23 protein-coding genes are annotated in these 23,637 nt (G+C 67.0%); 13 read left to right on the top strand and 10 right to left on the bottom strand.

The window, feature by feature from the left end:
* Positions 1–11 precede the first annotated feature (11 nt).
* Positions 12–566, top strand: coding sequence for a TetR/AcrR family transcriptional regulator (locus LGY53_RS34140; protein ID WP_225730827.1), 555 nt, complete (start codon positions 12–14; stop codon positions 564–566).
* A 56-nt stretch (positions 567–622) separates the two neighbouring features.
* Here the strand turns inward: LGY53_RS34140 and LGY53_RS34135 are convergent, their stop codons facing one another.
* The 3 genes from LGY53_RS34135 to LGY53_RS34125 form a co-directional block, all read right to left on the bottom strand.
* A complete protein-coding gene (locus tag LGY53_RS34135) occupies positions 623–1,657 on the bottom strand; it encodes an aspartate-semialdehyde dehydrogenase (protein ID WP_225730826.1) in 1,035 nt (344 codons plus the stop codon).
* A gap of 3 nt (positions 1,658–1,660) precedes the next feature.
* Positions 1,661–2,926 carry an aspartate kinase gene (locus LGY53_RS34130; protein ID WP_167471549.1) on the bottom strand — a complete coding sequence of 422 codons (1,266 nt, stop codon included), beginning with the start codon at positions 2,924–2,926 and terminating at the stop codon, positions 1,661–1,663.
* Positions 2,927–3,031: 105 nt separating this feature from the next.
* Positions 3,032–3,493, bottom strand: coding sequence for an SgcJ/EcaC family oxidoreductase (locus tag LGY53_RS34125; RefSeq protein WP_225730825.1), 462 nt, complete (start codon positions 3,491–3,493; stop codon positions 3,032–3,034).
* A gap of 97 nt (positions 3,494–3,590) precedes the next feature.
* Here LGY53_RS34125 and LGY53_RS34120 point away from each other — a divergent pair, with 97 nt between their 5' ends.
* Together LGY53_RS34120 and LGY53_RS34115 are read left to right on the top strand one after the other, a co-directional pair.
* Complete coding sequence (locus LGY53_RS34120) at positions 3,591–4,055, top strand: MarR family winged helix-turn-helix transcriptional regulator (protein WP_225730824.1); 465 nt, start codon at positions 3,591–3,593, stop codon at positions 4,053–4,055.
* A 29-nt stretch (positions 4,056–4,084) separates the two neighbouring features.
* The gene (locus tag LGY53_RS34115; protein ID WP_225730823.1) at positions 4,085–4,495 is read left to right on the top strand and encodes a YjbQ family protein; all 411 of its coding nucleotides are present in this window, start codon (positions 4,085–4,087) and stop codon (positions 4,493–4,495) included.
* On the opposite strand, the gene LGY53_RS34110 is transcribed toward LGY53_RS34115, so the two are convergent.
* On the bottom strand, positions 4,475–7,222 hold the full coding sequence (locus LGY53_RS34110; RefSeq protein ID WP_225730822.1) for a LuxR C-terminal-related transcriptional regulator: 2,748 nt from the start codon (positions 7,220–7,222) through the stop codon (positions 4,475–4,477). The genes LGY53_RS34115 and LGY53_RS34110 overlap by 21 nt on opposite strands.
* Positions 7,223–7,389: 167 nt before the next feature.
* Between LGY53_RS34110 and LGY53_RS34105 the strand changes: the two genes are divergently transcribed.
* Positions 7,390–7,992, top strand: a complete 603-nt coding sequence (locus LGY53_RS34105; protein WP_225730821.1) for a dihydrofolate reductase family protein — start codon at positions 7,390–7,392, stop codon at positions 7,990–7,992.
* A 213-nt stretch (positions 7,993–8,205) separates the two neighbouring features.
* Here LGY53_RS34105 and LGY53_RS34100 read toward each other — a convergent pair whose 3' ends face one another.
* Positions 8,206–8,778 (bottom strand): dihydrofolate reductase family protein, encoded by a 573-nt coding sequence (locus LGY53_RS34100; RefSeq protein WP_225730820.1) that lies wholly within the window; start codon positions 8,776–8,778, stop codon positions 8,206–8,208.
* A 73-nt stretch (positions 8,779–8,851) separates the two neighbouring features.
* Between LGY53_RS34100 and LGY53_RS34095 the strand changes: the two genes are divergently transcribed.
* Positions 8,852–9,424, top strand: coding sequence for a TetR/AcrR family transcriptional regulator (locus tag LGY53_RS34095; RefSeq protein WP_225730819.1), 573 nt, complete (start codon positions 8,852–8,854; stop codon positions 9,422–9,424).
* Positions 9,425–9,500: 76 nt separating this feature from the next.
* Positions 9,501–9,692: a DUF1918 domain-containing protein gene (locus tag LGY53_RS34090; protein ID WP_167471541.1), complete on the top strand. Its 192-nt coding sequence runs from the start codon at positions 9,501–9,503 to the stop codon at positions 9,690–9,692.
* A 4-nt stretch (positions 9,693–9,696) separates the two neighbouring features.
* Here the strand turns inward: LGY53_RS34090 and LGY53_RS34085 are convergent, their stop codons facing one another.
* Positions 9,697–10,029, bottom strand: coding sequence for a sporulation protein (locus LGY53_RS34085; protein ID WP_225730818.1), 333 nt, complete (start codon positions 10,027–10,029; stop codon positions 9,697–9,699).
* A 249-nt stretch (positions 10,030–10,278) separates the two neighbouring features.
* On the opposite strand from LGY53_RS34085, the gene LGY53_RS34080 reads away from it, so the two are divergent.
* Both LGY53_RS34080 and LGY53_RS34075 read left to right on the top strand, forming a co-directional pair.
* Positions 10,279–10,743 (top strand): SRPBCC family protein, encoded by a 465-nt coding sequence (locus LGY53_RS34080; RefSeq protein WP_225730817.1) that lies wholly within the window; start codon positions 10,279–10,281, stop codon positions 10,741–10,743.
* Between the two features lie 100 nt (positions 10,744–10,843).
* A complete protein-coding gene (locus LGY53_RS34075; protein WP_225730816.1) occupies positions 10,844–12,052 on the top strand; it encodes a low temperature requirement protein A in 1,209 nt (402 codons plus the stop codon).
* A gap of 79 nt (positions 12,053–12,131) precedes the next feature.
* Here the strand turns inward: LGY53_RS34075 and LGY53_RS34070 are convergent, their stop codons facing one another.
* Positions 12,132–12,968 (bottom strand): ion transporter, encoded by an 837-nt coding sequence (locus tag LGY53_RS34070; protein WP_225730815.1) that lies wholly within the window; start codon positions 12,966–12,968, stop codon positions 12,132–12,134.
* Positions 12,969–13,163: 195 nt separating this feature from the next.
* On the opposite strand from LGY53_RS34070, the gene LGY53_RS34065 reads away from it, so the two are divergent.
* Positions 13,164–14,333 (top strand): FAD-dependent monooxygenase, encoded by a 1,170-nt coding sequence (locus tag LGY53_RS34065; protein ID WP_225730814.1) that lies wholly within the window; start codon positions 13,164–13,166, stop codon positions 14,331–14,333.
* Positions 14,334–14,360: 27 nt separating this feature from the next.
* Here the strand turns inward: LGY53_RS34065 and LGY53_RS34060 are convergent, their stop codons facing one another.
* From LGY53_RS34060 to LGY53_RS34050, 3 genes are all read right to left on the bottom strand, one after another.
* Positions 14,361–16,019, bottom strand: coding sequence for a GMC oxidoreductase (locus LGY53_RS34060; protein WP_225730813.1), 1,659 nt, complete (start codon positions 16,017–16,019; stop codon positions 14,361–14,363).
* An 85-nt stretch (positions 16,020–16,104) separates the two neighbouring features.
* Complete coding sequence (locus tag LGY53_RS34055; RefSeq protein ID WP_225730812.1) at positions 16,105–17,700, bottom strand: alpha/beta hydrolase; 1,596 nt, start codon at positions 17,698–17,700, stop codon at positions 16,105–16,107.
* A 110-nt stretch (positions 17,701–17,810) separates the two neighbouring features.
* Positions 17,811–18,578, bottom strand: a complete 768-nt coding sequence (locus LGY53_RS34050; RefSeq protein ID WP_167471535.1) for a sulfite exporter TauE/SafE family protein — start codon at positions 18,576–18,578, stop codon at positions 17,811–17,813.
* A gap of 296 nt (positions 18,579–18,874) precedes the next feature.
* Between LGY53_RS34050 and leuA the strand changes: the two genes are divergently transcribed.
* From leuA to LGY53_RS34030, 4 genes are all read left to right on the top strand, one after another.
* Positions 18,875–20,671: a 2-isopropylmalate synthase gene (gene leuA / locus LGY53_RS34045; protein WP_225730811.1), complete on the top strand. Its 1,797-nt coding sequence runs from the start codon at positions 18,875–18,877 to the stop codon at positions 20,669–20,671.
* Between the two features lie 305 nt (positions 20,672–20,976).
* Positions 20,977–22,542 carry an AAA family ATPase gene (locus tag LGY53_RS34040; protein ID WP_255665125.1) on the top strand — a complete coding sequence of 522 codons (1,566 nt, stop codon included), beginning with the start codon at positions 20,977–20,979 and terminating at the stop codon, positions 22,540–22,542.
* Positions 22,543–22,598: 56 nt separating this feature from the next.
* A complete protein-coding gene (locus LGY53_RS34035; protein WP_225730809.1) occupies positions 22,599–23,000 on the top strand; it encodes a VOC family protein in 402 nt (133 codons plus the stop codon).
* 21 nt (positions 23,001–23,021) lie between these two features.
* Positions 23,022–23,552 carry a GtrA family protein gene (locus LGY53_RS34030; RefSeq protein WP_225730808.1) on the top strand — a complete coding sequence of 177 codons (531 nt, stop codon included), beginning with the start codon at positions 23,022–23,024 and terminating at the stop codon, positions 23,550–23,552.
* The last annotated feature ends 85 nt before the right edge of the window (positions 23,553–23,637 follow it).

Genomic DNA, 23,637 nt, shown 5'->3' with positions numbered 1-23,637 from the left:
AGACTCGCCGCATGAACGATCCCGGCAGGCCGCTGCGCGCCGACGCCCGCCGCAACCGCGAGCGGGTACTCGCCGCAGCCCAGGAAGCCTTTGCGGCCGAGGGGCTTTCGGTTCCGCTGGACGAGATAGCGCGCCGTGCCGGGGTCGGCGCGGGCACCGTCTACCGCCACTTCCCCACCAAGGAAGCGCTTTTCGGCGCCGCGATCCTGGATCAGATGGAACGCATGATCGGCTACGCCCGCGAGCTGGCCACCGCCGACGACCCCGGCCGTGCCTTCTTCGAATTCCTCGAACACCTGGTGTCCGGCGGTACCCTCAAGCGCGACCTGGCCGAGGCGCTGGGCTTCGAGAATCTGAGGAACACCGCGCCGACCCGCGACCTCAATGCCGCCGTCGCCGTATTGCTAACTCGCGCACAGCAATACGGTGCGGTACGCGACGATATCGAGATCACCGACCTGATGCGCGTGGTCAAGGCGACGTTCGACGCCGTGCACACCGCTGCGACCCCCGAACAGCGCGACCGCACCTTCGCCATCATCTTCGACGGCCTACGCGCCCGCTGAGCTCGTCCGCATAAACGAAAGCGCCCCCGGCGGGAACCGGGGGCGCTGCCGAAAGCTCAGCGATGCTCGAGCAGAACCTCGGCGATCTGAATCGTGTTGAGGGCCGCGCCCTTTCGCAGGTTGTCACCCGAGATGAACAGGGCAAGACCGCGACCGTCCGGCACGCCGGGATCCTGGCGGATCCGCCCGACGAGGGATTCGTCGATGCCCGCGGCCTGCAGCGGCGTCGGAACGTCGACCAGTTTCACACCCGGCGCCTTGGCGAGCAGTTCCTTGGCCCGCTCGACCGAAAGCGGTTCGGCGAATTCGGCATTCACCGACAGCGAGTGGCCGGTGAAGACCGGGACGCGCACGCAGGTGCCGCTCACCAGCAGCTCCGGAATGCCGAGGATCTTGCGACTCTCGTTGCGCAGCTTCTGATCCTCGTCGGTCTCGCCGGAGCCGTCGTTGACCAGCGAACCGGCCAGCGGCAGTACGTTGAACGCGATCGGCGCGACGTACTTGTTCGGCGCCGGAAACGGCACGGCGCTGCCGTCGTGCACCAGCTTCTCGACCTCGCCGATCACCGAACGGGCCTGCGTGGCAAGCTCTTCCACACCGGCCAGCCCGCTGCCGGACACCGCCTGGTAGCTGGAGACGATCAGCCTGCGCAGCCCGGCCACATCGTGCAGCGGCTTGAGCACCGGCATCGCGGCCATGGTCGTGCAGTTCGGGTTGGCGATGATGCCCTTGACCAGATTGCGGGTCTGCTCCGGATTGACCTCGCTGACCACCAGCGGCACATCCGGATCCTTGCGCCAGGCCGAGGAGTTGTCGATCACGGTGACACCGGCGGCGGCGAACCGCGGTGCCTGCACCCGCGACATGGTGGCGCCCGCCGAGAACAGCGCGATATCGAGCCCCGTCGGATCGGCGGTCTCGGTGTCCTCGACGACGATTTCGCCGCCGCGCCACGGCAGCGTCTTACCCGCCGACCGCGCCGAGGCGAAGAACCGCACCTCGTCGGCCGGAAAGTTGCGCTCTTCCAACAGTTTCCGCATGACGGCGCCGACCTGACCGGTCGCGCCGACCACACCTACCCGAACACCCATGAGTTATCGTCCCGTTCCCGCGTGCACAACGGCGACCTCGTCGCCGCCCAGATCGAACGCCTTGTGCAACACCTTGACGGCCTCATCCAGTTCCGTGTCCTTGACCAGGACCGAGATCCGGATCTCCGAGGTGGAGATGAGGTCGATATTCACCCCGGCCTCGGCGAGCGCCTCACAGAATTTGGCCGTGACGCCGGGATGGCTCTTCATACCCGCGCCGACCAGCGACACCTTGCCGATGTGATTATCGAAAATGACCTGGGCGAAACCGATTTCGGCCTGCCGCTTGGTGAGCACCTCGACGGCCCGCGCCACATCGGTCTTGGGCAGGGTGAAGGTGATGTCGGTCTTACCCGTCTCCACCTTCGAGATGTTCTGCAGCACCATGTCGATGTTGATCTCGGCGTCGGCGACGGCACGGAACACCTTGGCGGCGTAACCCGGCACATCCGGTAGTCCGACCACGGTCACCTTGGCCTCGCTGCGGTCGTGCGCGACGCCCGTGAGGATTGCCTGTTCCAAGGGGATGTCCTCCATCGATCCGTAAACGTAGGTGCCCAGCTTGTCGGTATAGGACGAGCGCACATGAACGGGCACGTTGTAGCGGCGCGCGTATTCGACGCACCGCAGCATGAGCACCTTTGCTCCGCAGGCCGCCAGCTCCAGCATCTCCTCGTAGGAGATCTTTTCCAGGCGCTGCGCATTGGGCACGATCCGCGGGTCGGCGGTGAAGACGCCGTCCACGTCGGTGTAGATCTCGCAGACGTCGGCCTGCAGCGCGGCGGCCAGCGCCACCGCGGTGGTATCGGAACCGCCGCGGCCGAGCGTCGTGACGTCCTTACTGTCCTGGCTGACGCCCTGGAAGCCCGCGACCAGCACGATGGTGCCCTCGTTCAGCGCGTCGCGCAGCCGGCCCGGGGTGACATCGATGATCTTCGCGTTGCCGTGCGCGCCGGTGGTGATCACGCCGGCCTGCGAACCGGTGAACGAACGGGCCTCCGCGCCTAGCGAGTGAATCGCCATCGCGACCAGCGCGTTCGAGATGCGCTCGCCCGAGGTGAGCAACATATCCATTTCGCGCGGGGGCGGGGTGACCGCGACCTGCTGGGCCAGATCCAGCAGCTCGTCGGTGGTGTCGCCCATCGCGGAGCAGACGACCACCACGTCGTGGCCCTGCTTCTTCGTCTCGACGATCCGCTCAGCGACGCGGCGGATGCGTTCGGCGGTGGCGACCGAGGAGCCTCCGTACTTCTGAACGACGAGAGCCACGGCGGGAGTCCTCCAAGATCGACAATCAGCTGTTACCAGCCACCAAGACTACCGATCGCGATCCAGGGCTTTTGCCGCCACCTCCCGCACCGCCGCCGAGCCGGTTCAGGCGACCTGGATGGACGGCGCCATCCGCCGGTCGAACATCGCGGAGAGTCCGGCGAGCAGCCAGCCGTATTTGGTGTTCTGGAACGCGGCTATCCGCCATTCGCCGTCCTGGCGCACCACCACCGTGGTCTGCACCTTGGTGTTGCGCTTGGTGCGCTTGCCTTTTCCCTTCACCAGCGCGCCGACGCTCTGCACTATCGCCACATCGGGTGTGAGGAAGCGGAAGCGCAGTTCGGCGCCGTCGAGCCGGGATCCCTTCTGGAACCGCTCGAACAGCGGCGTGTGCATGGTCTCGATCTCGGTGCGGCCCCGGTGGTAGGTGCCGAGGAAGGTGATGTAGTCGGCGTCCTCGGTGAAGACCTCGCTGAACGCCTTGGCGTCACCAGCGGCCCAGGCGTCGGACTGGCGCTGGAACAGCTCGCGAATGGCGAGTTCGTCGGTGTGCTGATCCACGGTCATGGTGATCTCCTCGATACAATCTGATCAGTTCATCAACTGCATGGCTCAATATCTGATTGAGTAAGATATTGATTGGGTGAGAGGGTTTCGTCAAGGGATGGCGGAGAAAAGAACGGAACTGTCCGCCGCGCTGATCTACGCGGCCCAGCGCATCGCGACCGACGGGGTGGTAATGCACCAGCTCATCGCCGACCGGGTCGGCCTGCATGTCACCGACCTGCGCTGCCTGAACACCCTCTGGGTTACCGGATCGGCGACCGCGGGCGAACTGGCCGCGCAGACCGGCCTGACCACCGGTGCGGTGACCCGGATGATCGACCGCCTACTGAAGGCGGGTTACGTGCGCCGCGAACACGACGCGCAGGACCGGCGGCGGGTCATCGTCACGGTCGCCCCCGAACGCATCGCCGAAATCGGGCGGCACTACGAGGTGTTCCCCCGCGAATTCGCCCAGACCACCGCCGATTACACCGATGAGCAGCTCGAGCTGATCCTCGACCTGTTCAACCGGCTGCACGAGACATCGCTGCGGGTGGCCGAGATCCTGCGCGAGGATGGGTAATCGAACCGGAAAAGGAGGGAGACACAATCGTGAAGAGCACCGTATTGGACGTGACCACCGGACGAACCGAGGTGGTGCACGACCTCACCCGCCAGTGCGCGGATTTCGCGCGCGAGGCGGGCGAGGACGGACTGCTGCACATCTTCGTCCCGCATGCCACCGCCGGGATCGCGATCATCGAATTGGGCGCGGGCAGCGATGACGACCTGCTCGCCGCCCTGCGCGACCTGCTCCCCGCCGACGATCGCTGGCGGCATGCGCACGGGTCGCGCGGGCACGGACGCTCCCACGTGATGCCCGCGCTGATCCCGCCCTACGCCACGGTGCCCGTCATCGGCGGCGCACTCGCCCTCGGCACCTGGCAGTCGATCGCGCTGGTCGACCTGAACGTCGACAATCCGGAACGCCAGGTTCGCCTGTCATTCCTCAGCGCCGCTTGACCGTTCAGCACTGAGCCGGGCCAGTTCGGTCCGGTTCGCCACGCCCAGTTTGGCGTAGACGTGCGCCAGATGGGTTTTCACCGTGCCCCGGCCGATGAACAACCGGTCCGCGATTTCCGGGTTGGACATGCCGGACACCGCCAGCTCGACGACCGAGCGCTCGGTGGGAGTCAGGCTCGCCCAACCGCTTTCGGGTCGGTTGCGTTTCCCGCGCGCTCTGGCGGCGTACTCGACCGCGGCCTCCGGTTCGAGTGAGCGGCCCCGCGCAAGTTGTTCGTCCAGTGCCGGTAGGGATTTCAGCTCGGCACGTAGATAGTTGACGAAATATGCTGCGGACGAACCAGTTTCGATGCGGGCCCGCTCGGTCGCGCCGAGCAGCACGGCCGCCGTCTCGGATGCGCCGCGGTCGTGGAGTGTCGCAGCCAATGCCTCCAGGCTCTGTACACAGCCCAGCAAGAGGCCGTGCTCGGCGCGAATCCGTAGCGCGTCGTGGTGTAGGCGCAATGCCTGCTCGATGCCTTCGGCGGCGCCGAACATCGTGCCCCGAGCGAGAAATGCCTGTTCTTCCAACACTTCGGCGCGCAGCGACGGCAGTGCGGATACGGTCGGATCCGTGCCGAGTTCGGTAAGCAATTCGGACGCGAGCCCGGTCGGAGTCGACGCGGATGTGTTGGACCACAGCGAATCCGCGTGCACCGATCCGCCGGCGCTGCGGCGCAGCGCCGACGCGAGCACCAATTTGGTCCACGGTGTCAGCCGGTGAATATCGTTGTGCCCGTATATCTTTGCCTCACGCAGGCACCAATCGATAGCCGTGGCCGCGTCATTCTCGGCCAGCGCGAGCAGCCCGTGCACCCGCTCCCAACCCGGGATATACGGGCGCGCCTCGGCTCCCTCGATGAGCCGGTCCATCGGTGCCAGCGCCGCGGCGGCGGCCGCGACGTCGCCCTGGGTGATCCGGATTTCGGCGAGTACCGCCCTGGCCGTGCCGATGCGGTTGAAATCCCGCAGCGGCTCGGCGACGGCTACTGCCCGTTCGGCAATTTCCGCCGAGGACCCGAGCAGGCCGGACCGTGCCGACGCCATGGCAAGCCAGACCAGCGCCGACGACGCGACGGCACGATCGCCGCGGCGCTGCAAACCGTCGACGGCGGGCCGCAGTTCGGCGACGGCGGATGGCAGCTCATCGCGGAGCAGGTAGGTGAGGCCGAGGAGCGCACGTGCCGCATCCGCGACGAACCCGTCGTCCGCGCGCAGAGCCGCGTCGCGCACCGCGCGGGCCGCGGTCTGTGCACCCGCCGGGTCGGTGCCGAGCAGGCAGATGGTGCAAAGCACACGCGCCAGCAGCCCGACCCGCTCCGCACCCACCCTGTCGGCCAATTCCGCTGCGGCACGGGCGCTTTCGTATCCGATCGCACCGGGTTCCGCGGTGTCCGCGACGAGCGCGAGCCCGACGAGCACCCGCGCCTGGATGTCGTCACCGGTATCCGGTTCGGCGGCGGCGCGTAACCGGCGCAGCCCGTCCCGACCGTGCGGCCCGAGATGCCAGAACCAGGCGATGCCCGCGGCGAGCTCCCGCCCGTCGGCCCGGTCCCGCCTACTCAGCCCCCAGTCGATCGCGGCTCGAATATTCGCGTATTCCAGGGAGATTCGGGCACACCACGCATCCTTGTCGGTGTCGAGCAGCGGCGCTACGCCGGCCACGAAGGTCCGGCACGCCGCGAGATGCGCGTCGCGCGCCCGGGTGACCGCTCCGGCCTCGGCCAGCCTGAGCGCGGCGTATTCGCGGATCACGCCGAGCATCCGGTAGCGAGCGACGAGACCGCCGGTTTCCGCGGACACCAGTGACTTCTCGATCAGGCCGCGTAGTGCGCGCAGCTGCCGACCGGCCGGAAGTTCCGTGGCCCCGGTGAGAATTTCGGCCGAGAACCCCGGCTCGAAGACGGCGAGCGTGCGGAACAGCAGGCGCTCGTCGGCGTCGAGCAGGTCGTGGCTCCAGCGCATGGATTCGGCGAGGGTACGCTGCCGGAACGGCGCGTTCGGGCCGCCGCCGTCGAGCACCTCATACGGTTTGCGCAGCGAATCGGCAAGCTGCGCAAGCGATAACGTACTTGCCCAGCCCGCGGCCAGTTCCAGCGCCAGCGGTAGCCGGTCCAGCCGGTCGCAAACCTGCCTGGCCGCTTCGCGTTCCGGCTGTCCCGCGGAATCCAGGCCGGCCCGGTCCAGGAACAGGGTCAGCGCGTCACGCAGTTCGAGCGGCGGTACGCGGTGCAGCCGCTCACCGGCGAGGCCGAGCGGGGCCCGGCTGGTCGCCAGCACACCGGTCCCGGCACAATGCGCGAGCATGCCCGCGACCACCGCGGCGACCCCCGCGCGCACCTGCTCACAGTTGTCCATGATCAGCAGCCTGCGCTGCTCGCCGAGACCGTGTACCAGCGCACCGACCGGGTCCGCCGCACCCGGTAGCGGCAGCGCCAGCGCGGTCGCGACCCGTTGGACGACCGCGGCGTCATCGGATTCGTCGGCCAGATCGATCCAGCAGACACCGTCCGGCCAGTCCGGCGCCCGCTCCCGGCCGACCCGGGCGGCCAGCCGCGTCTTGCCGCAGCCGCCAGGACCCACCAAGGTCAGCACCCGGCCGGGCGCCAGCGCCGCACCGACCGCCGCCAGCTCCTCGACTCGCCCGACGAATACGGACGATTCGCCGGGGAAATGTTCGACCCGCATTGTGCTCCGCAGTCTTCCATGCCGAACCCGACCCAGCGACCCGGTCGGATATCCGCCACCACGCCGGCCCGATATCCGCCAGCTGGCAGATGTTCCGGCGGCCGTCGCCGGGAAGTATTCGATGCAACGCGGCAAGAGGCCGCGAAACCACTGAAGGAGAACAAACTATGAACGCTGACAACGGAACTCGTCGGGTAGTCGCGAATATCTCGCTGTCCATGGACGGCCGGGTCAATGGGCCGGGCGGCGAGTACGACATGGGCTGGATCGTGCCGCACGCGGTGGGCGATACCGCCCGCGACCGGATGGTCCGGATGACGCAGGCCGCGACGACCGCGCTGCTCGGCCGCAAGAACTACCAGGGTTTCGGCGGGTACTGGCCGACCGTCGCGGCCGACGAGCACGCCGATCCGCGCGATCGCGCCTTCGCCATCTGGCTGGACGAGGTGGACAAGATCGTCTTCTCCAGGACGCTCACCGAGACGCCGTGGCAGCATTCGCGGCTGGCCGACGCGGATCCGGTCGAGACGGTCAAGCGGTTGCGCGGCGAGCCCGGCGGCGACATCGTCGTGCTGGCCAGCAGCAGCGTCATCCGGGCGCTGCTGGCGGCCGGCGAGGTGGACCGGCTGACGATCACCCTGTGCCCGGAGGTGGCGGGCGGCGGTGCGCGCCTGTTCGAGGACGGCATTCCGGCGGCCAGCTGGCGGCTCACCGATCTGTCCACCACCGAATCGGGCGCGCTGTACCTGGTCTACGATCGCGCCGAGTAATGGGGTTCGGGTGAGTTATCCACTGCTCCAACAGAACTCACCCGCAACTCAACGCCTGCCACGCCTGCCCTGCCGCGGCCAGGCTGCCTTCGGCGCGGTGCGAACTGGCCCGCTGCCGAACAGATGCCGAATTTCGTTGATGGAAACCGTATTTGGCTTTTTTCGCATAAGTTTCGTCTTTCGCGCTGGTAGAAATCCGGAACCGTGCCTCGATCAGCTCCGGGAGAACCAGGTGACCTGTGCGCCGCTGTCGAATTCGCGGCGTTGCGTGGGCCGGAATCGGGTTGGCCGGAAGTTGCCGGTGAGGGCCGGGATTCCGGCGCCGGCGAGCACCGAGTAGCTCTTGATGATCAGCTCATCGATCTCGTCGATGAGCTGACCGGCCAGATTGCCGCCGCCGCACAACCAAATGTCTTTTCCTTCTTCCTTTTTGAGCCGACGCACCAGTTCCACCGGGTCGCTGTCGACGAGTTCCACCGCGGGGTCGTCGATTTTGCCGAGCGTGGTGGAGATGACGTACTGCTTCAGATGTGCGTATGGACTGGCCACACCGAGGGCAAGGCCGGGTTCGTATGTGCCACGACCCATTACGACCGTGTCGAACCGCTTGTTCGGCGCATCGGCCAACCCGATCTGTGCGCGAGCAGGACCGAACATCGTCTCCGGGTAGTACTCGCCGATCCAGGCGATCATTTCCTCGGACAGGGGGTAGAAGTCGAACTCGCCATTCGGGCCCGCGATGTAACCGTCGAGCGACACCCCCACGTAGTACACAAGCTTTCGCATGCCCACACCGCCCTATCTGTTGTACTCTGCATGTAGTGATCTGAAGGTAGTACTACGATTGGAGTGGTGTCAAGTGCGGACCAATCCCGAGCGACGGCATGCGCTGCTGGACGCCGCCCTGGAGGTGCTGGCCCGAGATGGCGCGCGCGGCTTGACCTTTCGCGCGGTCGACAAGGAGGCGAAGGTGCCCGCGGGCACCGCGTCCAACTACTTCGCCAACCGCGACGATCTGCTGACCCAGGCGGGCGGACGGTTCTATGAGCGGTTGCAGCCGAGCGAGGAGACCATGGCCAAGCTGGTGACCGGCCCCAAGACCAAGGCCAATATCACCGAGCTGATGCGCGATGCGGTCGGCAGGCTGGAGGCGTTCCGGAACGGCTATCTCGCCCTGCTCGAACTGCGACTGGAGGCGACAAGGCGGCCGGAGCTGCGCGCGGTGCTCACCGAACGGGTGCGCGCGGATATCGAATTCAACGTGCGCAACCATATCGACGCCGGACTGCCCGGTGACGAAAAGTCGGTGCTGCTGCTGTATCTCGCGCTGAACTGGCTCATCGTCGACCGGCTCACGCTGCCGGAAGTATTCGGCGAGGAACAGAGCCAGGACCTGATCGCCACGGCCGTCGACCGGTTGATCGGCGCCTGACCGACCGGTCGCCAATCCGCACTAGCCGACCGGTCGGTCCTTGTGACGCGCGTCACGCCCATTCGATAATGATCGGATGCAGGCAAATGTCGGAGACCGATTGCACGTGCACGGACATGTTGTGGGACAAAGCGATCGACAGGGCGAGATCATCGAGGTCCGGGGACCGCAGGGCAGTCCGCCCTACGTCGTCCGCTTCGATGACGGCCACGAATCGCTGATGTACCCGGGCCCGGACGCCATCGTGGAACCCGCGATCGCGGACTGAACCCTTACCCCCGCAGACGGCGGGGCAGACGAAGCAGGCCGAACGCGACGATCCCGGCGCTCAGCACCCAGCCGACGGTTTGGACGATCGTGTTCACATCGACGGCGGGCTGCCAGGTGACCACGCCATCGCGCAGCACGAAGGCGCCGACCGGGCGACCGCCGAACGCCAAGGCCAATCCTTCGCCGCCCTCGTCCGGGATGCCCGCGCCACCGCCGCCGCCACCGACGATGGCGGCCGGAATTACCACCGCGCCAGCGGATTCGTATGGCTCGCCGAATACCCGACCCATCGCGATGGCATCGCGAGCCCGCTCGCGAATTTCCGAGTTTTTCACCGTCACCTCCCGCGCCCCGGCCGCCGGTCCGCGCGCCGGGCCATTCGATCATAGGCGCAGACGCGATCACCTCGGTAAACATCGTGATCGCCCATCCGGCGAAACTCGTTGCCGCCGTTGGCGAAGACATGCATTACCCGCCGGTACGCCCAAGAAATTGGCGTCTGGTGTGCTCCGAGACTGTTGACGGATCGAACGGCGCATGGGAAGAATCGGCCGAGTTGACCCATCGGGGGGCGGAGGTAAGTGATGCGCACGAAAACCGATATTCGCTTCGTCGTCGACACCGACCCCGCGCAGGTGCTGGATGCGCTGTCGGCGGTGGAATTACTACCGGAATGGTCGCCGACCCATCGCGACGCACGCGTCGCGACCAGGGACGAACAGGGCAGACCGCGCCGGGTATTCGTCAAGGCGGATGTGATGGGCAGCTCGGATCTGCAAGTGCTGGAATACGATTGGACCGACGATCGAATGTCCTGGCAGATCACCGACAGCACCAGAGGGGTCAAAGGGGGCGGCTGGTTCGAGGTTTCCGCCGACGCCGACGGCACCCGGCTCTGGTATCACACCGAGGTATATCTGCCGATGCCGGTGCCGGGAATCCTGTTGAAACGCAACATGCGGAAATCCGGTGAGCTCGCGGTGCAGAATTTCATCGAGTTCGCCGATCGTTATCCAGAGGCCGAGAATTATCGGACGGAATCCGTATAACCGCAGGTCTATTCGAGTGCGGTCGTGCGGTGAGCGAAATTTGCCGACGCGCGGATGATTCGGCGCGCCGCGATAGTGTGCGGATGCGACGATGAGCGGCATGAGCAAAGCCACACGCGTTCGAACGGTGCCGGTGACCGAGGGCGCCTCGGTCACCCAGCTAGAGCTCTTCTTCGATCTGGTGCTGGTCTTCGCCTTCACCATGGTGACCGATCTGGCCGCCGAGGAGACCAGCGCCGTCAACGTGCTGCGCGCCTTCCTGGTGCTCTCCATCATGTGGTGGCTCTGGGTCAGCTACGCGTGGCTGGGCAATGTGGTGCGCGCCGACGAGGGCTTCTCCCGGGTGGCCATCTTCATCGCGATGGGCGGCGCTTTTCTCGCGGCGCTCACGGTGCCGGAGGCGTTCCACGATCTGCCCGGCGGCTGGTACGGGCCGCTGGTCTTCGCCATCGCGTATACGGTTGTGCGCCTTGTGCATCTGGTGATGTTCTGGCTGATCAGCGCGGAGGACCCGCAGCTGCGCGCGCAGGTGACCCGCTGGGCCATCGGATCCACAACCATCGGCACGACGCTGCTGGTGATCGCGGCAATGACCTCCGGCGGCGTGCAGATCGGCCTGTGGATCGCCGCCATCGCCGGTGACATGCTGTGGACGATGCTGTCCGGCGACGGCTGGCGGCTGTATTCGGCGAGCCATTTCGCCGAACGGCACGGGCTCATCGTCATCGTCGCGCTCGGCGAATCGATCGTCGCCATCGGCGTCGGCGTCGCCGGGCTGCCGATCTCCTGGCCGATCGCGCTGGGATCGCTACTGGGCCTTGCGATTTCGGGCCTGCTCTGGTGGGCGTATTTCGATATGGCCGCGCTGGCGGTGGAACACGCGCTGAAGCAGGCGCGCGGCGAACGCCGGATCAAGATCGCCAGGAACTGCTACACCTTCTGGCATTTCCCGATGATCGTCGGAATCATCGCGCTCTCACTGGGTTTGAAGAAGGTGCTGTACTACGTCGGCGACGAATCGCACCACACGCTGCGGGACGCGATGTACGGCGTTCCGCTGTACGCGCTGTACGGCGGCGTCGTGCTGTATCTGGTCGCGCTGGTGGGGTTCAAGCATTACGGCACCGGCAAGGTCTCCAGCTCCCGGGTCGTCGCGGCGATCGTGCTGCTGGCGCTGATCCCGCTGGCGGCGGCGCTGCCCGCGCTCGCATCGCTGTCCATCCTGTGCGCCGTGCTCGGCGCGATGGTCACCTGGGAAACCCTCCGATACCCCGACCACCGCGACGAAATCCGGCACGGCGCACACTGAACCGCGGCGTGCGGTCAGGCGCGGAGGCAGCAGCGAAGCATAACCACGCAGCGCCCCGAACGCCGCAAATTCAACTTCGTCAGCTGGGGTGCGGCCGCTGTTGGGCGAGAATGGCGCGCGCGGTCCGATCGACCGGGGTCGGACCGTACGCCGACGGCGGCACCCGCACCCCGGCCGCCACCGCGGCCCGGATCTGATCCACGTTCTCCCGCAACGCATCCGCGACGAATTCATCGGTGCGCGGATCGTCGAGCACCTCGAAGACGAGGCGGAAGACGGTATCGGCGATCAACCGGATGATGTCGTCGTGGAACGGGATATAGCGGATCTTGCCCGCCTGCGGATCCTTCTTGATGAGCTCGAGGATCATCTCGTCCATCTCCGCGCGGTTCTCCTGTAGCGCGGAGGCGATATTGCGGGTGTAGTTGCCGCAGCGCAGCACCTCGGCCACCTCGTCGAGCACCGCGGTCGCCACCGGCCGCTTGATCGCCTCGACGATGGTGTTCAGGAAGCGGTTCACCACGGCGGCGGTGATCCGGTCGCCGAAGGCGCGGTCGGCCGCCCTGGCCAGCCGGACCACGATGACCACGATCCGCAGCAGCCGGAACCCGCGCAGGAACGGGCTGGTCATCGGGATCATGCCCAGCACCTCGTACCAGTAGACCAGCGGGAAGGTCCACGGCCAGCCGTCGCGCCGCCAGCGCCAGACGAATTCGGCGAAGAAGACCGCGCAGGTCGCGTAGTCGACGAACACGATGGTCCGGTGCGTCTGCGCCGAGACCTGGAAGAACGTCACCCAGATCAGCAGCCCGACCGAGATCACGGCCAGCGCGAGCATCAGGAAATCCGTCCACAGAGCGGGCGGTTTGCGCGGGTAATCCCCCTCGGGTGGCACGGGGTCTTCCGGCCTGAGCATCGTGCCCCTATAGGGGTCGTGTTCCACCACGTTGGATCCCTTCAACACCGAATGGTCCCGGCCGAGGGTAATCGGCGCTTCCGCGTTCCGGACCGGCCCGCCGGATCCGAAGCAGAGCTTTAGGTTCCTCATTACTAGTTGCGTTGTAACTAGTAATGAGGTAACTATTAATCACCAGCTCTTACGGAGGAAGACATGAAGACCATCGAGACGGCATTGGTGATCGGCGGCGGTATCGCCGGACCGGTCACGGCGCTTGCGCTACGCAAGGCCGGCATAGCCGCGACCGTGTTCGAGAGCCACCTCAGCGCCGCCGACGGCATCGGCGCGACGCTGAGCCTGCAGCCCAACGGCATGAACGCGCTGCGCATCGTCGGCGCCGACAAGGCGATCGAGGCCGTCGGCCAGCCCGTGCCCGGCACGGTTATGGCCGACGGATCCGGCAACGAGCTCGGCGAATTCACCGGATTTCCGGGTCTGCCCGCCACGCATGCGATGAACCGTGCCGATCTGTTCCACGCGCTGACCGAGCACGCCGCGGCCGAGGGCATTCGATTCGAGTACGACAAGCGTCTGGTCTCTGCCGTCGAAACCGGCGACGGCATCACCGCGACCTTCGCCGACGGCAGCATCGCCACCGGCGATATCCTCATCGGCGCGGATGGCATCCGCTCCACCGTGCGCGGCCTCATCGACCCGGACGCACCGGGACCCGAATATCAGGGCGTGCTCGGCTTCGGCGGCTACGCCGACGCGGGCGCCGCCGCGGCGAAACCGGGATTCATGTACTTCGCCTTCGGACGGACGTTCATCGGCTACTGGCCCGCGCCGGACGGCCGGATCGCCTGGTTCGTCAGCCTGCCCAGCCAGGAGCCGTTGAGCACCGCCGAGGTAGCCGCGACACCCGCCGCCGAATGGCTGGCCCGGATTCGCGAGCTGTACGCGGGTCATGTGCCCGGCGAGGCGCTGGTGTCCAAAACCGACCCGGCCACGCTCATGATCACCGGGCCGATGGAACGCATGCCGAGCGTGCCGCGCTGGCATCGGGGCCGGATGGTCTTGGTCGGCGACGCCGCGCACGCGCCGTCGTCCAGCTCCGGCCAAGGGGCGTCCCTGGCCATCGAGAGCGCGATCGAATTGGCGCGCGCCCTGCGCGATGTGCCGGGCTACGCGGAGGCATTCGCCGCGTACGAGGCCCTGCGCCGCCCCCGGGTGGAGATGATCGGCGGCGCCGCCGCGCGGACGAATCAGGCGAAGGCCGGCGGCGGACGGCCGGCGATGCCGACGCCCGAGCAGATGTTCGGGCCCGTGCACCGGTACGAGATCGACTGGGACCGACCGTTCCCGAACGCCGAAAACGGCTGATACCAACGAACTTTCGTGTCGGGCGGCTCAGTGGCCCGCGCGGATGATCGCCTCGATATTGCGCTCCGCGATGGCGGCGATGGTGAGCGATGGGTTGGCGGTGGCGGTGCTGCCGGGGATACCCGCGCCGTCCATCACATAGAGGCCGGGGTGGCCGTGCACGCGGCCGTAGTTGTCGGTCGCGCGGCCGAGCACCGCACCGCCGAGCGGATGCGCGGTGAATACGGCGTTCGCGTCATAGCCGAGCAACCCGTAGTCCGCGAGCGCACCGGCCCGCTCGGCGATCCGCCGATCGACCGCGCGCGCCGCGGCGACAACGCCGTCGCGGTTGGCGGTGGACCAGGACAGGCCGACGCCGTTGTTGGCCGGGTTGTAGCCGAAGCGGGCGCGAGCCGGGTCCAGCACCATGCCGAGCGAACCGAGCGCGCCGGTTTCGAACGGAATACCGGGGATGTACCAGCTTTCCAGGGTGAGCGGGGCGCCGGATTCGTCGTAGATCCGGCTCGCGCTCGGCACCCCCTGCCCGGACCGGGCCAGCTGGCTCGCGCCGCGGCCGAGCACCACGTCACCGTTGGTGCCCCAACCGTCGCCGACGTGCTCGTTGAGATTGGGCAGCGCACCGGTGGCCTGCGCGCGCACCAACAGCTCCGAGGTGCCGACCGAACCGGCGCCGAGGAACAGGCGATCGCAGGTGAGGGTGCGGTTGCCGAGCACCATGCCGGTCGGGTCGAGTTTGGTCACGGTGACCGAGTAGCGGCCGTCCGGCTCCTGCGCGATCGCGTCCACCCGGTGGCCGGGGTAGATCCGTGAATTACCGGTTCCCTCAGCGTATTTCAGGTAGTTCTGGTTGAGATCGAATTTGGCGCCATTGGAGTTGCCGAGGTTGCTGCGGGCCGCCGTCGCCGATGGTCTGCTGGCGCCGGACAATTCGGCGCGCACGATATCCCAGTTGAAGATCGAGTCGTTGGGCTGCGGGTCGTAGCCCGCCTTGCGCACCTGCTCATCCCAGGCCCTGGAATGCGAGAACGGCACCGAGTTGTAGATATCCGGCGGCATCGTGCTGAGCCGCAACATTTCCCGCACCCGCGGGTAGTAAACCGCCTCCAACTCACCGTAATCGACGGTGCCGCCGAAGACGCTGTCGAAGAGCCTGCGCTGCGGCGCGACCATGGCGCCGGTGAAGATTATCGAGCCGCCGCCGACCGCGGCCGCGCGCCACACATCGATGCCGGGGTATTGGGTGCAGTCGAGCACACCGCCGAAGTCGGAGAAGCTCACCGGCACCTTGGAGACGCCGGTGAACGTGGTGCGATGCCAGAAGCCGCGGCCGTCCGGCAGATCGTCACCGGTGAAGATCTCCCGCCACGGATCGTTCGGCCAGCGCGAACCGCGTTCCAGCACGGTGTTTTCCATACCCGCCTCGGCAAGGCGCAGCGCGGTGACCGCGGCGCCGAAGCCGGAGCCGATGACGATGGCGGGCGTGTGATCCGGCGGATCGGGAAGGGGCGCAAAGATTTCCGGCACCCAAATGCGGAAGAGCAGATCCCAGATGGGATCACCGGCCGCGGCGCGTGGCGCGCGCAGGGCACTGCCAACGGCGCCGCCCGTCGCGCCGAGCAACGCGGCGACTCCGGCCGCCTTCAGAAAGGCGCGTCTGCGCACCAGGCCACCTCCCTCATCACGCATGGCCGAGCGCAGACTACCGGGATTTCAATACCCTTGACCAGGTGTTGCCATTCCAAAAGTGACGTTCGTGACAGTTCATGAGGGATCAGTCGGCGAACGGGGCGTGATCGGCGGCGCAGCCGAAGCCGGGCGCGGGCAATTGGAGATCCACCAAATAGCGTTCGCGAACCTGTTTCACGCAGGTGCCGGGCGGTTCGTGACCGTAGGCGTCGTTGACGACGAGGCGGGCGTTGCCGAGCTGCTGGACGGCCCGTTCGGCGAACGGCAAACCGGTGACCGGATCGAAGCGATTGTTGATCAACAGTGCCGGTGTCTCGGAGCGCAAGGTCCACGGTCCGGTGTACCGCTGGGGATAACCCGCCGGGGGCGATGGCCACGCGGCGCACGGCTGGTCAAGATAGATCCAGTGCGGACCATAGGTCGGTGCGTCCGTTGCCAATTGGCGAGCCATCGCGGGCCAGTTCCCCGGATTGCGCGGCAGCGAGGTGTCGGCGCAGGTGATGGCCGTGAAGGAATCCAGGAAGTCGGACCGGAAGTTGATGGCGCCCAATACTTCCCGCACCACCGCCGGATCACCGTCCTGGCCGCGTTCCAGGTTCGTCATCAGGTCGGACAGGCCGGGCCAGCCCTGTTCCGCGTCATAGAGCAGGGACGCGTGCAGCGGAATCACCTCGGCATAGGTGAATTTCTCGGCCCGCTCCCCCCGACCGACCACGATCGGTCCATCCTCGAGACGTTGCAGCACAGCGGAATTCCGGGCGCGCAGCGCGGCAACGGGATCGGCCGAACCCGGCGCACCACCGGCGGGGCCGCCCGCGAAGGCGCATTTGGGGCTACCGACCCGGACACAGTTGCGCAGGAATTCCGTCAGCACCTGCTCGGTGCCGACCGATGAATCATGAATATGGCTCACCGTATCGGTGGTGTACGAAATCGGGTCGATCATCGCGCTCAGCTGCAGCGCGCGCACCCGATCGCCGAACAGTGCCCCATATACCTCGCCCAAATAGCTTGCGTACGAACCGCCTTCGTATGTCAGCTTGGCGTCGCCGACCGCGCGGCGCAGCAGGTCGAGATCGCGAGCGGCGTGGACCGAGGTGAGATGACCCAGCAGCGGACCGGCGTTGGCCGCACAGCTCGCGGCCAACTGCCTGCTCGCCGCCTCCGCGGACTGCTCCTGCTCGGGATTCACCGGCGGCATCATCCGGCCGCGCCAAAACTGTTCTTGCGCTTGGGCATCCGGAAAACAACGGATCTGCCCACTGCGGCCGATACCGCGCTGATCGAAGGTCACCACATCGAAGCGGCGGGCGATCTCGCTGTCCGGGAACAGCTCTCCGTGCCTGGCCCAGTCCAGGCCCGAACCGCCCGGACCGCCGACCGCAGTGAACAGCGTCCCGATCCGCCGCGCCGGATCCTTCGCCGGTTGTTTGAGCACCGCCAAATTCAGGGTCTCCCCTTGCGGTTTCGCGTAATCGATCGGCACCTTGACCGTCGCGCATTGCCGTCCCGACAGCCCGGGCTCCTGGCATGGCGCCCAGTCCAGCTTCGGCGTCGGCACCGCATCGGCCTGTGCGACGAGTTCCGCGGCCGCATCCCGCGACGCGGGCGCGGAACACGCGAGCAGCGCCGAGACGAGCCCGGCGATGCCCGCGAGAACAACCACCTTCGAGGTACGCATACCGGAGATCGTCCGGCACTTTCGCGCGGCCGTCGTCCCCCATACGAAGGAGACGAACCCGGGTTTTCCGACGAAACCGCTAGGGGAGAAACCCGAATCGCCGCGCGATGCTAAGTCAATAGCAACCGGATCACCGCGATGGTGCCGACAACCACGATGACGCCGCGCAATACGGTCGGCGAGAGCCGCCTGCCCAGTTTCGCGCCGAGCTGCCCGCCGATGATCGAGCCGACCGCGATCAGCGCGACAACCTGCCACGCCACATCGGCGACGAATACGAAGATCAGCGCCGAGACCGCGTTCACGATCAGCGCGAGCACATTTTTCACGCCGTTTAGCCGCTGCAGTTCGTCGTGCACGAAGACGCCGAGCAGGCCGATCAGCAAAACCCCTTGTGCCGCACCGAAATACCCACCGTAGATACCGGTCGCGAATACCGCGGCGAACAGGATCGGGCCGCCGTGTTCCGGTACCGGGCCGTCGCCGCCGTCGCGCCGCTGCTTGACCCATCGGGCCAGCCGCGGCTGCACCATCACCAGTATCAGCGCGAGCACGATCAGCACCGGAACGATCGCCTTGAACGCCGCCGCGGGTAGCACCAGCAGTAGCACCGCGCCGACTATGCCGCCCAGCAATGAGGCGGCGCCCAACTGGAACAGTCGCGCCCGCTGCCCGGCCAGCTCGCGCCGGTAGCCGTATACGCCGCTGATCGCGCCCGGCACCAGGCCGATGGTGTTGGAGACATTCGCGGTGACCGGCGGATAGCCGAAGGCAAGCAGTACCGGGAAGGTGATCAGGGTGCCCGACCCGACGATTGTGTTGATGCCGCCCGCGGCGATGCCCGCGCCGAGGATCGACAGCTGTTCCAGCAGTGTCATATTCACTTTCCTTCACGTCCCGTCGGGCCGCGGCCGCAGCGGCGGACCGTACAAGCGTTTGCTACGGGGCCGACCGTAGCGAGCGCTCATGGGACGTTTGCTGGCGGGTTGGCAGCGCGGACCGGGACCGCACTTTCGGCCCTCGCCGAGGGCGCGGTAAACTCGCCGACATCATGCAGCGGGCACTTCTTCTCGGCCGCCGCGACGGGGTCTGATCGGACCGGCTCCCGTCGCGGGGTTCATCTGCGCCGGTCGACCCAAGAACTGGGAAACACCACACCCTCCGGAGAAATCGCATGTCCCCCGCTGACGCCTTCGTATCCGCCTCGCGCACCATCACTCCCCCGGCCAAGCCCGCCCCCGCGGATCAGGCCGCCTGGAACAAGCAGCTGAACTCCGCGATGCCGACCTTCCGCTATCGGCCGTTCGCCGAGGAGGTCGAGCCGATCACGCTGCCCGACCGCACCTGGCCGGGCAAGATCATCGATCGGGCGCCCGGCTGGTGCGCCGTAGACCTGCGCGACGGCAACCAGGCGCTGATCGATCCGATGAGCCCGGCCCGCAAGCGCCGCATGTTCGATCTGCTGGTTCGCATGGGCTACAAGGAGATCGAGGTCGGCTTCCCCTCGGCCAGCCAGACCGACTTCGACTTCGTCCGCGAGATCATCGAGGACAACGCCATTCCGCACGACGTCACCATCCAGGTGCTGACCCAGTGCCGTCCGGAACTGATCGAGCGCACCTTCGAGGCGTGCGTCGGCGCGGCCAATGTGATCGTGCACTTCTACAACTCCACCTCGATCCTGCAGCGGCGAGTGGTGTTCCGCGCGGACCGCGCGGCCGTCAAGAAGATCGCCACCGACGCGGCGAAGCTGTGCCTGCAGCTCGAGAAGAACTATCCGGACACCAACTGGCGCTACGAATACAGCCCCGAGTCGTACACCGGCACCGAACTGGAATACGCCAGAGAGGTCTGCGACGCGGTCTCCGAGATCATCGCGCCGACCCCGGACAAGCCGCTGATCATCAATCTGCCCGCGACCGTCGAGATGGCCACCCCCAACGTGTACGCCGATTCGATCGAATGGATGAGCCGCAATCTGGCCCGCCGCGAATCGATCGTGCTGTCGCTGCACCCGCACAACGACCGCGGCACCGCCGTCGCCGCCGCCGAACTGGGCTACCAGGCCGGCGCGGACCGGATCGAGGGCTGCCTGTTCGGCAACGGCGAACGCACCGGAAACGTCTGCCTGGTGACGCTGGGCATGAACCTGTTCTCCAGGGGCGTCGATCCGCAGATCAACTTCTCCGATATCGACGAGATCCGCCGCACCGTCGAATACTGCAACCAGCTGCCGGTGCACGAGCGACACCCGTACGGCGGCGACCTGGTGTACACCGCGTTCTCCGGCAGCCACCAGGACGCGATCAACAAGGGCCTCGACGCGATGAAAGCCGCGGCGGACGCGGCGGATTCGGATGTCGACGACATCGTGTGGGAGGTGCCGTACCTGCCGATCGACCCGAAGGATGTCGGCCGCACCTACGAGGCGGTCATCCGGGTGAATTCGCAGTCGGGCAAGGGCGGCGTCGCCTACATCATGAAGACCGATCACGGTCTGGCGCTGCCGCGGCGGCTGCAGATCGAGTTCTCCCAGGCGATTCAGCAGATCACCGACGGCGAGGGCGGCGAGGTCACGCCGAAGGAGATGTGGGACGTCTTCCACCAGGAGTACCTGGCCCCGATCCGGCCGCTGGAGCGGATCCGGCAGAAGGTCACCGCGTCGGAGACCGACGGCGGCACCGACACCATCGTCGCGGTGGTGAAGGTGGACGGCGTCGAACAGGAGATCACCGGAACGGGTAACGGCCCGCTCGCGGCGTTCGTCGACGCGATCGCGACGGTCGGCTTCGACGTGCGGGTGCTCGACTATTCCGAGCACGCGATGTCCGCCGGTGACGACGCGCAGGCCGCCGCGTACGTCGAATGCGCGATCGGCGACAAGGTGGTGTGGGGCGTCGGCATCGCCACCTCGATCACCACCGCGTCGCTGCGCGCCGTCGTCTCCGCGGTGAACCGCGCGACCAACTGATTTCGCCCGGCGCGGGGCGTGCCGATCCGGTACGCCCCGCGCCGTTTTCGCCGGTTGCGAATTCGGCATCATCGCCGGATAACCGCCCAGCCCAGGCTGGCTCCGGCAGGACATGGCGCACACTCACCGTGCTAGCGTTTAACTCGCACCAGCGCCGAGCTCTCCTGCTCGAATCCCGAGCAGATGGGGGAAACGTGACAACTAACGACCATAATCCGACCTCTCCGCCGTGGCTGCAGAGTCATTCGGTGGATACGGCCGCAGTCACCACCGAATCCACCGGGCAGCACGCGGCGCAAGACGAGATGACGGACCAGCCCGCCGAGCCCGATGGTGCGGACCCGCGCGAGCCGGAGGCGGCCGAACAGGCCGCGCCGAATTCGGAATCGAGCGCGCCGGAATCCGGACAGTTCCCGGGTTTCGCGAGTCAACCCGACCAGACAACGGTGTACCAGCAGGCGGGCTTCCCGGGCGGTGCGCCCGAGCCATACGCCCCTTACCAGACCGGACAGTACGGCGCGAGCCCGTACCCGGCGCAGAGCGGGCCGAACCCGCAGACCAGCGGCAACCACCCGACGGTCGATCCGCAGTTCGGCGCGGGTGAATACCGGCAGGAGATCGGCCCGGACGGGCTGGTCCGGCGGGTGTTCCCGGATGCGCCACAGCAGGAGTCGCCCGACCATCCGGCCGGCCCCATCTACAGCTGGGCGCCGCCGCCACCGCCGATGCAGCCGCCCGCGCCGCCGATGTACCAGCCCGGCCCGCCGCCGATGGGCCCCGCGCATCCACCGATGGATCAGTCGCAGCCGTGGCAGCAGGGGCCGAGTCACGGTCCGCTGGGCCCGAATCCGCATCAGCCGCAGACGCCGTTCCAGCCGCAGCATGTGCCCGCTCCCGGCCAGCCAGGACATTCGGTCAACGATCTGAACCTGCTCAAGCGGGCCCGGCGCGCGCCGCGCAGTGGCTGGCGGCGCGCCCTGCACAAGGCCTCCGGCGGCGTCATCAACCCGGGCGAGTCCGCGGCCGACATCGTCTACCGCGACCTGGTCGACCGGGTGAACGCACCGGTCCGCGGCGATTACCGGATCGCGATCCTGTCGCTCAAGGGCGGCGTCGGCAAGACCACCACCACGATCGGGCTCGGATCCACCTTCGCCTCGCTGCGCGGTGACCGCGTCATCGCCATCGACGCCAATCCGGACCTCGGCACGCTGGCCCACCGGGTGCCGAGGCAGACCCGCTCCACCGTGCGCAATCTGCTGGAGGATCCGCACATCACCAGGTACTCGGATGTGCGGGCACACACCTCGCAGGCCCCGAGCCGGCTGGAAGTGCTTGCCTCCGAACAGGATCCGGCGGTTTCCGAGGCGTTCAGCGAAGCCGACTACCGCAAGGCGATCGGCATCCTGCAGGCCTTCTACAACATCATCCTCACCGACTGCGGCACCGGCCTGATGCATTCGGCGATGGCGGGCGTACTCGATATGGCCAGCTCGCTGGTGCTGGTCACCTCGCCGGCCATCGACGGTGCGCGCAGCGCGTCGGCCACGCTGGACTGGCTGGATCACCACGGCTACGGCAAGCTCGTCGAGCGAACCGTTGTGGTGGTCAACGCATCTCGGCGCGGCGCCTCCACCGTCGACCTGGACCAGCTGCGCAAGCTGTTCCTGGACCGGACGCGCGCCGTCCAGGTCGTCCCGTTCGACGACCACCTCGCCGAGGGTGCGGAAATCGACCTCGAGCTGGTCAGCAAGCCGACCCGGCGCGCGCTGCTGGAGCTGGCGGCCATGGTCGCCGACGACTTCGGCTACATCAGCGGGCAGGCACAGCATCCGCTGCGGCATCCGGGCCATCCCGGCATGCCACACTGAATCACGATGCGGCCCGGCGGTTTTCGCCGGGCCGCGCCGCTCGGTATTTTCCGAGCATGCATCTGGAGCTGGTCAGCATCGTCGTGGCCGAGTACGACCCCGCGATCGAATTCTTCGTCGAGCTACTCGGATTCGAATTGGTCGAGGACACACCGGCTTTCACCACCCATGGTGGCCGACCGAAACGCTGGGTCGTGGTGCGGCCGCCGGGTGCGACCACCGGAATCCTGCTCGCCCGCGCCGACGGCGCGGCGCAGACCGCGGCGATCGGGCGCCAGGTCGCGGGACGGGTCGGTTTCTTCTTGCGAGTGGACGATTTTCCGGGCGCATACGAGCGGATGGCCGCCCGCGGTGTGCGATTCGTCGACGGCCCGCGCGACGAACCATACGGCAGGCTCGCGGTATTCCTCGATATCGCCGGTAACCGCTGGGATCTGCTCGGGCCTGCGGCGGCGTGAATACGCGGATACGCTGGCGGAGTGTCCTTTGCTCAGTTGGTGACCGGGTGGGTGCCCAAGCCGCTGCTTTCGGTGTTCATCCGGCATGCGGAACTGCTGAAGTTCCTCGTCGTCGGGGCGATCGCGTTCGTCACCACCTCGGTGCTCTTCTTCGGGCTGAAATTGACTGTGCTGCAAGGTAAGCCGGTGACGGCGAATATAGTTGCGGTGCTCGTCGCCACGGTGCTGTCCTATGTGCTGAACCGGGAGTGGGCGTTCACCGCGCGCGGCGGGCGCGAGCGCAGGCATGAGGCGGCACTGTTCTTCCTGGTCGCCGGGATCGGCATGGTGATCAATCAGCTGCCGCTCGCGGTGTCCAGCTATGTGTTCATGCTGCGGACACCGCATGTCTCGCTGCTGGTGGAGAATATCGCCGACTTCATCAGCGCCACCATCATCGGCACGCTGCTCGCCATGATCTTCCGCTGGTGGGCCATGCGGAAATTCGTCTTCCCCGAACAGTTGGTGCCGGATCTGGAACTCGACGACACCGAGTCGCGGCAGCGGCGTTAGGCCCTGTGTCGAAGTCCGGCCGGATGCATCCGCGGTCCAGCTCGTCGCCTGGCAAGGCGGAGGAGGAGCCGATACCGGGTTTGTA

Source organism: Nocardia sp. JCM 34519.1, from assembly GCF_020361265.1.
Taxonomy (GTDB): Bacteria; Actinomycetota; Actinomycetes; order Mycobacteriales; family Mycobacteriaceae; genus Nocardia; species Nocardia arthritidis_A.
The sequence above is the reverse complement of the archived record's forward strand: the minus strand, read 5'-3'. Positions and strand labels throughout refer to the sequence as shown.